Origin of the sequence: Streptomyces sp. NPDC101151 (assembly GCF_044768335.1) — a bacterium.
Lineage (GTDB): Bacteria > Actinomycetota > Actinomycetes > Streptomycetales > Streptomycetaceae > Streptomyces.
Genome location: NZ_JBIWPP010000002.1, coordinates 22,328 through 35,242, shown reverse-complemented (window position 1 = coordinate 35,242; position 12,915 = coordinate 22,328). Strand labels below are relative to the sequence as shown.

Annotated in this window: 7 protein-coding genes; 3 read left to right on the top strand and 4 right to left on the bottom strand. The window is 71.4% G+C overall.

All coding sequences use genetic code 11. The features are described from left to right. The first annotated feature begins 50 nt into the window (after positions 1-50). Together ACIRU3_RS03250 and ACIRU3_RS03245 are read left to right on the top strand one after the other, a co-directional pair. Positions 51-2,255, top strand: a complete 2,205-nt coding sequence (locus ACIRU3_RS03250; RefSeq protein WP_404050633.1) for a CDP-glycerol glycerophosphotransferase family protein — start codon at positions 51-53, stop codon at positions 2,253-2,255. Continuing rightward, complete coding sequence (locus tag ACIRU3_RS03245) at positions 2,252-3,916, top strand: glycosyltransferase family 2 protein (RefSeq protein ID WP_404050631.1); 1,665 nt, start codon at positions 2,252-2,254, stop codon at positions 3,914-3,916. The genes ACIRU3_RS03250 and ACIRU3_RS03245 overlap by 4 nt, the downstream gene beginning before the upstream one ends. 46 nt (positions 3,917-3,962) lie before the next feature. Here the strand turns inward: ACIRU3_RS03245 and ACIRU3_RS03240 are convergent, their stop codons facing one another. The 3 genes from ACIRU3_RS03240 to ACIRU3_RS03230 all read right to left on the bottom strand — a co-directional run bounded on the left by ACIRU3_RS03240 (position 3,963) and on the right by ACIRU3_RS03230 (position 10,980). Then, the gene (locus tag ACIRU3_RS03240) at positions 3,963-5,438 is read right to left on the bottom strand and encodes a hypothetical protein (protein ID WP_404050628.1); all 1,476 of its coding nucleotides are present in this window, start codon (positions 5,436-5,438) and stop codon (positions 3,963-3,965) included. Then, positions 5,419-5,892: a GtrA family protein gene (locus ACIRU3_RS03235; protein WP_404050625.1), complete on the bottom strand. Its 474-nt coding sequence runs from the start codon at positions 5,890-5,892 to the stop codon at positions 5,419-5,421. The genes ACIRU3_RS03240 and ACIRU3_RS03235 overlap by 20 nt, the downstream gene beginning before the upstream one ends. Before the next feature lie 132 nt (positions 5,893-6,024). Beyond that, on the bottom strand, positions 6,025-10,980 hold the full coding sequence (locus tag ACIRU3_RS03230; RefSeq protein ID WP_404050622.1) for an NAD-glutamate dehydrogenase: 4,956 nt from the start codon (positions 10,978-10,980) through the stop codon (positions 6,025-6,027). 588 nt (positions 10,981-11,568) lie between these two features. On the opposite strand from ACIRU3_RS03230, the gene ACIRU3_RS03225 reads away from it, so the two are divergent. After that, positions 11,569-12,135 (top strand): DJ-1/PfpI family protein, encoded by a 567-nt coding sequence (locus tag ACIRU3_RS03225; protein WP_404050620.1) that lies wholly within the window; start codon positions 11,569-11,571, stop codon positions 12,133-12,135. An 83-nt stretch (positions 12,136-12,218) separates the two neighbouring features. On the opposite strand, the gene ACIRU3_RS03220 is transcribed toward ACIRU3_RS03225, so the two are convergent. Continuing rightward, the gene (locus ACIRU3_RS03220; protein WP_404050617.1) at positions 12,219-12,887 is read right to left on the bottom strand and encodes an HAD family hydrolase; all 669 of its coding nucleotides are present in this window, start codon (positions 12,885-12,887) and stop codon (positions 12,219-12,221) included. Between the last annotated feature and the right edge of the window lie 28 nt (positions 12,888-12,915).

Below are 12,915 nucleotides of genomic sequence, written 5' to 3'. Positions count from 1 at the left end.
ATGTTATGAAAGGTGCCCGCCGAGACGACGAGCCGAAGGAGTACCCCGCGATGCCCCAACTCAGCGTCATCGTCTACGGGCCGAACGCCCAGGGGCATCTGACCGAACTGCTCGACTCCCTGGAGGCCCGCCCGCTCGCGGACGCCGAGGTGATCGTCGCCGCGGTCGGCGACTGGGCGCGGGAGACCGCCGAGCGCCACGCCCCCGAGACGGCCGTGGTGCCGCTGCCGGAGGGCACCGGTGACGCGGCGGCCCGGGCGGCCGGGGCCGCGCGGGCGTCCGGCCGCTGGCTGCACTTCGTGCACGCCAAGGACGGTGTGCCCGCCGGAGCGCCCCGGCTGATCGCCGAGCGGGCCGCCGAATTGGACGAGTCGGACGCCGCCGTCGATGTACTCCTCCTCGGCCACGTCACCACCACCTGGCAGACCGCCGCGGCCCCCTCGCGCGACGGCCGCTTCCTCGCCGGCGCGGGCCGCGCCGGCCTCGCCCTGAACGACGCCGCCGAACTGCTGCGCCTCACCCCGCTGCTCGGCACCCGCGTCCTGCGCGCCGAGTTCTGGCGCGCGCACGAGGAGCGGTTGACCACCGACGACGAGCCGTCCGCCGCCCACGCGGCCCTGCTGCACGCCGGCCGCGTCGCCTGCCTCAACCAGGTGGCCTACGAGAACCGCGTGCTGCGCCCCGAGAGCCTGCCGCCGCTCGCCCCCGAGGACCGGTTCGCGCTGATCGAGCGCTACGAGTCCCTGCTCCCGCTCACCGAGAACCGCCGCGCCGTCCGTGCGGTCCTGTACAACCTGATGGTCCGCGACCTGGTCCGCACCTTCGCCGGCCAGAGCCTGCCCGACACGGTGGCCCGCGAGTTCTTCCGCCGCGCGTCCCTGGCGGCGGCCCGCTGGCGCCCCGAGGGCCACCGGCGCCCGGGAGGCCTGGAGGGCGTCCGGCACACCCTGCTCGAAGAGGGTGCCTACACCAAGTACCGCGCCTTCCAGACGGCCAACCGCACCCGCCGCGCGGCCAGGAAGGCCGTACGGACCCGCAAGCGCCAAGTGGCCGCGAAGCTCCGCGACCACCAGTACCGCAGGGCGCTCGGCCGCCCCGTCGACCCGAACCTGGCCGTGTTCGCGGCCTATTGGGACCGCGGGGTGTCCTGCAACCCGGCCGCGATCGCCGCCAAACTCGCCGAACTCGCCCCGCACATCCACAGGGTGTGGGTGGTCGGCAAGGAGAACGCGGCCCTGCTGCCGCCCGGCACGGACCACGTGATCCCCGGTACCCGCCGCTACTGGGAGACGCTGGCCACCGCCAAGTACCTGACGAACAACGTCAACTTCCCCAACGCGGTGGTCAAACGCCCCGACGCGATCCATCTGCAGACCCACCACGGCACTCCGCTCAAGCGCATGGGCCTGGACCAGATGGACCACCCGGCCGCCGCCAAGGGCCTGGACTTCGCCGCACTGCTGGCCCGCATCGACAAGTGGGACTACAGCGTCAGCGCCAACAGCCACTCCACCCGCATGTGGGAGCGCGCCTACCCGGCCCGCTACACCTCCCTGGACCACGGCTATCCGCGCAACGACGTCTTCTACACGGCCACCGCCGCCGACGTGCGGGCCGCCCGCGAGCGCCTGGGCATCGCCCCCGGCCGGACCGCCGTCCTCTACGCCCCCACCCACCGCGACTACGAGGCCGGCTTCACCCCTCGCCTCGACCTGGCCGCCCTGGCCGACCGCCTCGGCGAGGACACCGTCCTGCTGGTCCGCGCCCACTACTTCTACGGCGGCGCCGCCTCCCCGCTGACCGGCCTGCGCCGCTCCGGCCGGATCATCGACGTCTCCTCCTACGACCCCGTCGAGGAGCTGTGCCTGGCCGCCGACGCGCTGGTCACGGACTACTCGTCGATCATGTTCGACTACGCCAACCTGGACCGCCCGGTCGTCGTCTACGCCGACGACTGGGAGACCTACCGGACCACCCGGGGCGTCTACTTCGACCTGATGACCGAGGCGCCGGGCCGGGTCGCCCGCACCCAGGAGGAGCTGACGGAGATCTTCAGCTCGGGCGCCTGGCGCGACGACGGCGCGGCGAAGGCGCGGGCCGCCTTCCGGCGCCGGTTCTGCGAGTACGACGACGGGCGGGCCGCCGAGCGGGTCGTACGACGGGTCTTCCTAGGCGAACCCGAGGAGGCGCTGCCCCCGGTGATCCCGCTCGAAGAACGCACCCCCGCCCCGACCCCCGAGGAGGCCACGGCATGACGACCCCCGACGTCACGGTCACCGTCATCGTCTACAACGACGCGGCCCGTCTCCCCCGGGCGGTCGCCTCCGTGCGCGCCCAGACCCACGCCGACATCGAGATCGTCATCAGCGACGACCACTCCACCGACGACACCCCGGCCGTCGCCCGGCAGCTGGCCGCCCAGGACCACCGCATCCGCTACCTCCGTCTGCCGGAGAACAGCGGCGGCTGCAGCGCCCCGCGCAACCGGGCCGTCGAGATCGCCCGGGCGCCGTATCTGATGTTCCTGGACAGCGACGACGAACTGCCGCCGCGCGCCGTCGAGCTGCTGCTGGCCGCGCACCGCGGGCGCGAGGTGGACTTCACCATGGGCGCGGTGCGGCGGGTACGGGTGGACAACGGGCGCCGCTCGACCTGGATGCCCCATCTGGTCGCCGAGCACCGCACCCTGGACGGCATCGAGGCCGACCCCCGGCTGCTGTTCGAGCACCTGTCCACCAGCAAGATGTACTCCCGCGCGTTCCTGGACCGCCACCGGCTCCGCTTCCCCGAGGGCATCCACTACGAGGACCAGCTGTTCTCGGCGCGGGCCTACTGCCTGGCGAAGGCGTTCACGATCATCCCCGACCCGGTGTACACCTGGTACATCGAGCCGTTCGCGGCCGCCGCGTCGGCCTCCATCTCCAATCAGCGGCACAAGATCTCCAACGTCCGCGACCGTGTGCACGTACAACGCCTGATCGACGACTTCCTGGTGGAGAGCGGGCACGCGGCACTGCGGGAGGACAAGGACTACAAGTTCCTCAAGCACGACTTCCGGATGTACGCGGGCGACCTGCCCTACCGGGACGCCGAGTGGCTGGAGTCGTTCGCCGAGATCATGAACCCGTATCTGGAGACGCTCGCCCCGGGTGCGTACACCCGCCTGCCGCGCCCCGAGCGGGTGGTCCTCCAACTCCTGCGCGACGGCCGCCTGTCCGACGTCCGGCCGGCGGCGCGCGGCCTGGGCCACGCGGTGGCACCGAGGCATGTCACGTCCGACGGCTCGGGCGCCGCCTACTGGGGCGACGCCGTCCCCTCCGCCGACCGGGCGCGCCGCGAACTGGACGTCTCCGACCTGGAGCTGGACACCCGGCCGTTCCCCAGCGCCCACTTCCGGCACGAGATCACCGAACTGACCCCGGGTCCCGGAGCCTGCCTCACCCTCGCGATCCGCACCTACGACCCCGGACTGCGGCTCCCGGTGGGACCGCAACGCGCGAGTCTGGTGCTGGCCCCTTCCCGGCGCCGTATGACGGTCCCGTTCCGCCTGGACCCCGTCCGCCCGGGCGTCTTCGAGGGCCGCGTACGGCTCGACCTGGCGACGGCGACGCTTCCCGTGCAGGGCTTCGACGGCGTACGCCACCCGCTGCTCCGCCTGGAACAGCAGGGCCTCTCCCACTCCGGACTGCTCCTGGCGCCCCTGGACTTCCCGGCCGCCACGGCCCGCGTCGACTACCGCTCAGGCGCCACCCCGCACGACGTCACCATCGAACCGGAGGGCCGCAACCCCGGCCGCCTCCAGATCCGCTGGCGCCCGGTGGGGGTGACCGCGCGGGTGATTCGCCCGGTGGTACGGAAGGTGGCCAGGCCGAAGGTCCGCAATGCCGCCCGACTCGTGGCCAGCGTGCTGAAGTAGCCGCGCCGCTGCGTGGTCGTATCGTCCTTCTACCGCGGGCGGCCCTTCAGCGCACGACTTGGTACAGCACCTGGCCGTCCGGCCCGGACGCCACCTGCCGGAGCCACGGCTCGGCGGCCCCCTTGCCGCCCACGACCCACCGCACGCCGTACTCCCGCACCATGTCCCGCCGTTCGCCGGCCGTCGTACCCGGCGCGAAGTACCGCGTCACCGCCGCGTCCCGCCTGGCCTCGTCCGGCAGGAACACATCGGGATACCCGGGAGCCACGGTGTACGGCCCGTACGCGGGAATCTGCCGCGACGGGACCGTACGGGCCATGACCACGTCGCCGTACTTCACCCAGGGCGTGATCCACTGGTACCCCACCCACGGTGTGCGGTACTTGGCCGCGACCGCACCGGGCAGCGCGTCCCGCCCGACCACATACCCGAGCGTCCCCGCCTGCGCCCATGCCCCCACGGCCAGCGCAGCGCCGAGCACACACGCCCACCCCACGCGCACCGTTCGCCGCCCCGCCGACACGACCTCCAGCGCGGCCGCGAGCTGAGCCGGGATCAGCACCGCCGGCAGGGCGCGGCCCCACGAGTAGTGCCCGGTCAGCCCGCCCGCTGCGAACACCAGCACGCCGAGCAGGAAGAAGACGACCAGGGGGTCCCGGCGGTCCCGCCGCAGGCGCAGGCCCAGGGCCACGACCCCCAGCAGGACCAGCCCGAACCGCCCCGGCAGGTGCTCGTACAGCGGCCGGTGGATCGCCTCGAGGTCCGCGCCCGCCGAGAAGAGCGCGAAGAAGTCGTAGTAGGGCCAGAGCGCCAGCAGCACGACGCCCATGGCCGCCGCGGTGCCGAGCCGCAGCAGCAGCGCGCGGCCCGGCCGCGCGGCGATCACCACGGCCAGCGCGCCGAGGGACGCCACCACCCCCGTGAACTGGTGGCACAGCAGGATCAGCCCCCACAGGAGTCCCAGCCACAGCCACACCCCCCAGCCGCTCTCGCCGCGCAGCGCCCGGGTGAGCCAGGCCCAGAGGTGGAAGGAGAGGCCGAGGGCCAGCACGCTGGGGTACGACACCGTCAGCGCGAGCGAGTTGAGGCCGAGGAAGCCGCTCCAGTTGAACAGCAGCGGGCCCCACAGGAACACCAGGCAGAGGATCGCCAGGGCGGGCGCGACGCGATGGTCGCTGAGCGTGCGGACGTACCGCCACACGCCGGTGACCAGCAGCCCGAGTCCGACGAGCGCGCCGATCCGCAGCACGTCGAACACCGACAGGCTGGTGATCCGGGCGAGGCAGCCCAGCAGCAGCATCCAGGGCGAGTAGTACGGGCTCGGGGTGTCGGCGTCGACCAGCGGGTTCCCGGGGTGCAGCAGGCTGTGCCGCAGCCGTTGCACGGTCGCCGCGTGCATACCGAGATCGCCCGCCCAGGGCAGCCGGACGATGACCAGGAGGAGCAGGACCAGCACGAGCGCGGCGGCGGCCTGGGGCAGCGCCCGGCCTGCGCCCGCGGTGCTAGGCGGCGCGGCGCGCATCCTGCTGGAACACCCAGGTGCGGTAGACCAGGAAACGGAAGCCCGAGGCGAGCACGATCGACAGCGCCTTCACCACGTTCGACTCGAGCGCGCCGTGCAGTCCGAGCCCGTGATAACCGACCCAGAACAGACCGCTTTCCAGCACCACGCCAAGCCCGCTGAAGACGAAGAACAGGACGATCTGGCGGCGCGTGCGCGTGTCCCGGTCGCGATAGGCGAAATAGCGGAAGCCCAGGTAATTGGTCGCCATCGCAATACAGCTGGCCAGGACCGTCGCGGTCATCGCCTGCCAACGCAGGCCGTGCAGCAGCAGGTTGAAGACCAGGAAATTGACGAGGACACCGCTGCCGCCGACGACCCCGAATTTCACGACTTCCAGCACGACGCGCGTGACCGGCCGGGCCGGAGCCGGCGCGAGCGTTGCCGGGCGGATCTCGGTGAGGTTCACTGTCACAGCCCCGACCCTATCCGAAACGCCCCGATCAGCATGAAACGGTAAATTCACCGCACGTTTTTGCCTAAGGGCCGGCAAGAAGAAAGGCGCCCCGGGCCTCGACCGGCCCGGGGCGCCCTCATCGCCGTACGGCTACGAATGCGAGCGCAGCAGCGTCCGCATCGTACGCATCGCCACCGACAGGTTGGCGAGGTCGAAGGAGTCCGAACTGCGGATCTCCTCCAGGGTGGTGCGGGCCCGGCTCAGGATCGCCGCGTTCTTCTGCTCCCAGGCCTTGAAGCGCTGCTCGGGACTCGAAGTGCCGTTGCCGGCCGCGAGGATGTCCGCCGTGAGGGCCGCGTGGGCCGCGTACAGGTCCTCGCGGATGGAGGCGCGGGCCATCGACTGCCAGCGGTCGGCGCGGGGCAGTTCGATGATGCGGTCCATCAGCTGGGCGATGCCGAGACGGTCGGCGAGGTCGTAGTAGACCTCGGCGACGGCCAGCGGCTCCTTGCCCATGCGGTCGGCCACCGAGACGATGTCGAGCGCCGGGAAGGCGGAGGAGAAGCCGGCCACGCGGGTGGCCAGCTCGTCCGGGACGCCGACCTCGGACAGCTCGTCGTACACGTGCTGGTACCACTCCAGGTCCGCGCCGCGCAGCAGCTTGGGCAGCTCCTGCCAGACCTGCTCGACCCGCTCGGCGAAGAACTCGACGGTCTCCGCGAGCTGCAGCGGCTGCGGCCGGTTGTTCAGCAGCCAGCGCGTGCCACGCTCGACCAGACGGCGCGAGTGCAGCCGGATCCGGGTCTGGACGGCCGCGTCGGCCTTGTTGTCCAGCTCCTCGACCGCGTCCCACACCGGCGCCGAGCGGAAGATCGCGCGGGCCGCGGTCTGGGCGCGGACGATCTCCTCCAGCGAGGCGCCGGTCTCCTCGCGCAGACGGTGCAGATATGTCGTACCGCCCGTGTTGACCGTGTCGTTGACCAGCACGGTCGTGGTGATCTCGCGGCGCAGCGGGTGGCTGTCGACGGCGTCCGCGAACCGCTCGCGCAGCGGCGTCGGGAAGTAGGCGTGCAGCAGACCGCGCAGATACGGGTCCTCCGGCAGCGAGGTGTCCAGCAGTTCCTCGGCGACCGTGATCTTCGTGTACGCCAGCAGGACGGCCGTCTCCGGGCCGGTCAGGCCCTGGCCCTGGCCCACGCGCTCGCGGATCTGGCGGTCGGTCGGCAGGAACTCCAGCGCCCGGTCCAGGTGCCCCTCGCGGACCATGTGGCGGATGAACCGCTGCTGCGCGTGCAGCATGTCCTTGGACTGGGCGAGGGCGTTGGCGAGCGCCGTGTTCTGCGCGTAGTTGTTGCGCAGCACCAGCGCGCCGACCTCGTCGGTCATCTCGGCGAGCAGCTTGTTGCGCTGCTTGACGGTCATGTCGCCGTCCGCGACCAGGCCGTTGAGCAGGATCTTGATGTTCACCTCGTGGTCGGAGGTGTCCACACCGGCGCTGTTGTCGATCGCGTCGGTGTTGATCCGGCCACCTTGCAGCGCGAACTCGATGCGGCCGAGCTGGGTCAGGCCCAGGTTGCCGCCCTCGCCGACGACCTTGACGCGCAGGTCGCGGCCGTCGACGCGGATGGCGTCGTTGGCCTTGTCGCCGGCGTCGGCGTTGGACTCCGCCGACGACTTCACGTACGTGCCGATGCCGCCGTTCCACAGCAGGTCCACCGGTGCGTGGAGGATCGCCTTCATCAGGTCGGCCGGGGTCATCTTGGAGATCTTCTCCTCGATGCCCAGCGCCTCGCGGATGTGCGCGTTGAGCGGGATCGCCTTGGCGGTCCGCGGGAAGATCCCGCCGCCCGCCGACAGCAGCTCGGTGGCGTAGTCGGCCCAGCTGGAGCGGGGCAGCTCGAACAGGCGGCGGCGCTCGGCGTAGGAGGTGGCCGCGTCCGGGTTCGGGTCGATGAAGATGTGCCGGTGGTCGAAGGCGGCGACCAGGCGGATGTGCTCCGAGAGCAGCATGCCGTTGCCGAACACGTCACCGGACATGTCACCGATGCCGACGACCGTGAAGTCCTCGCCCTGCGTGTCCACGCCCAGCTCGCGGAAGTGCCGCTTCACGGACTCCCAGGCGCCGCGCGCGGTGATGCCCATGCCCTTGTGGTCGTAGCCCGCGCTGCCGCCGGAGGCGAAGGCGTCGCCGAGCCAGAAGTTGTACTTCTCGGCGACCCCGTTGGCGATGTCGGAGAACGTCGCCGTGCCCTTGTCGGCCGCGACCACCAGGTAGGTGTCGTCCCCGTCGTGCCGCACCACGTCCTGCGGCGGCACGACCTCGCCGGCGACCATGTTGTCGGTGATGTCGAGCAGCGCCGAGATGAACGTCTTGTAGCTGGCGATGCCCTCGGCCAGCCACGCGTCCCGGTCCACGGCCGGGTCCGGCAGCTGCTTGGCGACGAAGCCGCCCTTGGCGCCGACCGGCACGATGACGGTGTTCTTCACCATCTGCGCCTTGACCAGGCCGAGGATCTCGGTACGGAAGTCCTCACGGCGGTCCGACCAGCGCAGGCCGCCTCGGGCGACCTTGCCGAAGCGCAGGTGCACACCCTCGACGCGCGGCGAGTACACCCAGATCTCGTACGCCGGGCGCGGCGCGGGCAGGTCCGGGATGGCCTGCGGGTCGAACTTCATGGACACGTACTCGTGCGGCCGGCCGCCGAGCGCCTCCTGGAAGAAGTTCGTGCGCAGGGTCGCCTTGATGACGGTCAGGAAGGAGCGCAGGATGCGGTCCTCGTCCAGGCTCGCCACCTGGTCCAGTGCCGCGTCCAGCTCCTCCAGCAGGGCGTCCACGATCTCGAGTCCGGCCTTCTGCCGCTCCGGGGACATCCGCGCCTCGAAGAGGGAGACGAGGAGCCGGGTCGTGTGGACGTTGTTGCGGAGGGTGTCCTCCATGTAGTCCTGGCTGAAGGTGGAGCCGGCCTGCCGCAGGTACTTGGCGTACGCGCGCAGCACCGTCGCCTGCCGCCAGGTCAGCCCGGCGCTCAGCACGAGGGCGTTGAAGCCGTCGTTCTCCGCCTCGCCGGTCCAGGTCGCGGAGAACGCCTCCTGGAACCGCTCACGGCCGTCCTCGCCGAGGTAGTCGCCGTTGCCGGCGCCCAGCGCCTTGGGCAGGCGCAGGCCGAAGTCGTAGATCCAGGCGATGGTGCGGTCCGAGCAGCGCAGCTCGTACGGCCGCTCGTCCACGACCTCGACGCCGAGCCGGTTGAGGACCGGCAGCACGGAGGACAGGGAGACCGCGTCGCCCTTCCGGTAGATCTTGAAGCGGCGCTCGCCGGGGGCGGCGCCCACCGGCTCGTACAGACTCAGCGCGAAGTCGTTGCCCTTCTCGCCGGTCAGCCGCTCCAGATGGACCAGGTCGGCGACCGCCGCGCGCGGCGTGTGGTCGGCCTTGTAGCCCTCGGGGAAGGAGTTGCCGTTGTTGTAGCGGCGCAGCAGCTCGGCGGCGCGCTCCTCGCCGCACTCGGCGTTCAGCGCCTCGGCGAACCCGTCCGCCCAGGAGCGGGCGGCCTCGACCAGGCGGGCCTCGATGCGGTCCTTGTCGGAGTCCGACAGCTCGGGCAGCTCGGTGCCCGGCGGGACACGGACGACGAAGTGCAGCCGGGACAGGATCGACTCGGTGTTCCAGGCGGTGAAGTCGACGCTGATGCCGCCGAGCTCCTCCTTCAGGATGTCGATGATCCGCAGCCGGACGCCGGTGGTGTAGCGGTCGCGCGGGAGGTAGACGAGCGCCGAGTAGTAGCGGCCGTACTCGTCCTGGCGCAGGTAGAGCCGCAGCCGGCGGCGCTCCTGCAGGTACAGGACGCTGGTCGCGATGGCCTGGAGCTCGGCGACCGGGGTCTGGAACAGCTCGTCGCGCGGGTAGGTCTCCAGGATCTGGAGCAGGTCGCGGCCGTCGTGGCTCTCGGGCGAGAACCCGGCGCGGTGCAGGACCTCGTCGACCTTGCGCCGGATGACCGGGACCCGGCGGACGGACTCGGTGTAGGCGGCGGAGGAGAACAGACCGAGGAAGCGGCGCTCGCCGACGACATTGCCGTCCGCGTCGAACTTCTTGACGCCGACGTAGTCCAGGTACGACGGCCGGTGCACGGTGGCCCGGCTGTTGGCCTTGGTCAGCACGAGCAGCTTGTGCTCGCGGGCCTTGGCGCGGGCGTCGGCCGGCAGCCGCTCGAACGAGGGACTGACCGGGTGCTGGTCGTCCTCGGAGTGCTGCGGGTCGGCGCGCAGTATGCCGAGACCGGTGCCGGGCACGGCGGCGAGCGTGTCGTCGTCGCGCAGCTCGTACTCGCGGAAGCCGAGGAAGGTGAAGTGGTCGGAGGACAGCCAGCGCAGCAGTTCGCGGGCCTCCTCGACCTCGGCCGCGGGCAGGTCGCCCGGCCGGGGCTCGCTCTGCAGGCCGTCGGAGATCCGGGTCGCCGCGTCCCGCATCTTCTCCCAGTCCTCGACGGCCTCGCGGACGTCGGACAGGACGCGCAGCAGGTCGGCGGTGATCTGCTTCAGATCGGCGCGATCGGTCTCCCGGTCGATCTCGACGTGGATCCAGGACTCGATGTGCGCGTCGTGCGGCAGTTCGCCGGGGGGCGCGCTGGGCAGCACCTCGATGAGCCTGCCGGTGAGGTCGCGCCGGACGACGATCTGCGGGTGGATGACGACGTGGATGCCACGTCCCTGCCGGGTCAGCTCATTGGTGACCGAGTCGACGAGGAAGGGCATGTCGTCGGTGACGACCTCCACGACGGTGTGGCTGCAGGTCCACCCGTTCTCCTCCACGGTCGGGGTGTGCACCCGGACGTTGGCGGTGCCCTGGGGGCGGGTCTCGGCGAGCCGGTAGTGCGAGACGGCGGCGCCGAAGACGTCGACCGGGTCGCGGTCGGAGAGGTCTTCCGGCGCGGTGTGCAGGTAGTAGCGCTGGAGGAACACGAGCACGGACTCGGTGTCGGGAGTGCCGGCCGTGCCCTCGCCCGTGGTCCCGGTCGGTAGGTGCCCCCCGACCGGGCTGTTCTCAGCTACCCGGGCGGCCCGTTCGAGCAGCTCGGCCTTGGCTTCGTCCAGCTTGGTCTGCATTGTCCTCTGGCTCCTGTCGCGCGCCGTTGCGTGACGTAGAAGGAAAAACGGGCTCTTTCCCTCCGGCTCGACGCCACGGCCCGGGGTGTCCGGTCCGATCCGACGCTATGCCGCAAGGTGAGATGAGCGGGGGGTATTCGGCCATTCTCGGACCGCCCGTCCGGTGTGACGCTGCTCTCGGCATCGCCGCATCCCGGGGCGTCCTCGGCGTCCTGGGGGCTTCCGCGCCCCCGTCCCGCCCGCGAAGACCAGCGACCGCCGCCCGGTCACGGAGGTGCTCCGTGCAACCCGGGCGCAGGGCAGGGGCAGCATCGCCCCCGCGAGATATCGCGCTGATCACGCCACCAGGCTATCGCTCCTCACCCGGGGGCCGTCATGAGCCGTATGTGTACAAAACCGGGGGGTGAAGTTTGACGTTCTGCACAGCGGCAACGCGCGGGAAGGTGGCGTATCCGGTCGCGCCCGGACGCTGCGGGACGCACCCTGAAAGCGACGGGCCCTCTTGGCAGTCGCGCCCTTCGGAGGCACGTTGCCCACAACAGTGCCCGTCCCCCGCGGAGGGGACCGTGCCGCCCGGGAGGAACCGACATGCCTGCGAAGATCCTCATCATCACCGGCGACGCAGCGGAGTCCCTGGAAGTCCTCTATCCCTACCAGCGCCTGCGCGAGGAGGGCTACGAGGTCGACATCGCGGCCCCCACCCGCAAGACGCTCCGCTTCGTCGTCCACGACTTCGAGCCCGGCTTCGACACCTACACCGAGAAGCCCGGCTACACCTGGCCCGCCGACCTCGCCTTCTCCGAGGTCGACCCCGGCCAGTACGCGGCCATCGTCATCCCCGGCGGCCGCGCCCCCGAGTATCTGCGCAACGACCTCGAACTGCGCAAGATCCTCAAGGCCTTCTTCGACGCCGACAAGCCGGTCGCCCAGATCTGCCACGGCCCCCTGCTCACCGCCGCCATCGACAGCCTCCGCGGCCGCCGGGTCACCGCCTATCCGGCCCTGGAGCTGGACATGCAGTCCGCCGGAGCCCACTTCGAGGACGCCGAAGCGGTGGTGGACGGCACCCTGGTCTCTTCCCGCGCGTGGCCGGACCATCCCGGGTGGATGCGGGAGTTCCTCAAGGTGCTGCGGGCGAAGGCACCGGTGACATGAGCGGACGGCGCCCGCCCGGCAGCGCCGGTCTCACGTCCTGATCCCCGGCCGGCACCGGCGCCGGGCGCCGCACCGGCCCCCGCTCACGCCGCCAGCCGCTGCGCCTCCGCCACCGCCTCGGCCAATGTGTCCACGACCGGCACTCCGGCCCCCTCCAGGCTGGCCCGGCTGTGCGAGCCGCCGGTGTACAGCACGGCCCGCGCCCCCACATGCCCCGCGGCGACCGCGTCGTCCGCGGCATCACCGATCACCACGGTCCGCGCCGGCTCCACCGCCCCGGAGAGCGCCTCCAGGTGCCGCACCATGTGCTCGGCCTTGCTGCCGCCGGAGGGCCCCGTACGCCCGTCGACCCGCAGGAAGTGGGCCTCGATCCCGAAGCCCCGCACCAGCGGCACCAGTTCCTCGTGCCCGTACATGCTCAGCAGCGACTGGCTGTGCCCCGCCGACCGCCACCCCGCGAGCAGGTCGGCCGCGCCCTCGGTCAGCCCGCACAGGATCCGGTGCTCCGCGTAGTACCGGTGGAAGACCCCGTCCATCAGCTCCCACTCGGCAGCCGTGGGCAGCCGGCCGAGCAGCCGCTCGTAGAACTTCGGCACCGGCACGCAGTACAGCGTCCGGTACTGCTCCAGGGTGATCGGCGCCAGCCCCAGCTCGGCGAAGGCCGCGTTCGTCGCCCCGATGATCGCGTCATTGTCATGGAACAGCGTCCCGTTCCAGTCCCAGACAATGTGCGCGCCTTTGTGCATCCCCATGTCAAAGACCGTACCCGCCCGCACCGAC

Excerpts from the sequence above, each read along its gene's own strand:
- ACIRU3_RS03250 (WP_404050633.1), top strand. The coding sequence starts at position 51 with ATGCCCCAACTCAGCGTCATCGTCTACGGGCCGAACGCCCAGGGGCAT.
- ACIRU3_RS03245 (WP_404050631.1), top strand. The coding sequence starts at position 2,252 with ATGACGACCCCCGACGTCACGGTCACCGTCATCGTCTACAACGACGCG.
- ACIRU3_RS03240 (WP_404050628.1), bottom strand. The coding sequence starts at position 5,438 with ATGCGCGCCGCGCCGCCTAGCACCGCGGGCGCAGGCCGGGCGCTGCCC.
- ACIRU3_RS03230 (WP_404050622.1), bottom strand. The coding sequence starts at position 10,980 with ATGCAGACCAAGCTGGACGAAGCCAAGGCCGAGCTGCTCGAACGGGCC.
- ACIRU3_RS03225 (WP_404050620.1), top strand. The coding sequence starts at position 11,569 with ATGCCTGCGAAGATCCTCATCATCACCGGCGACGCAGCGGAGTCCCTG.
- ACIRU3_RS03220 (WP_404050617.1), bottom strand. The coding sequence starts at position 12,887 with ATGGGGATGCACAAAGGCGCGCACATTGTCTGGGACTGGAACGGGACG.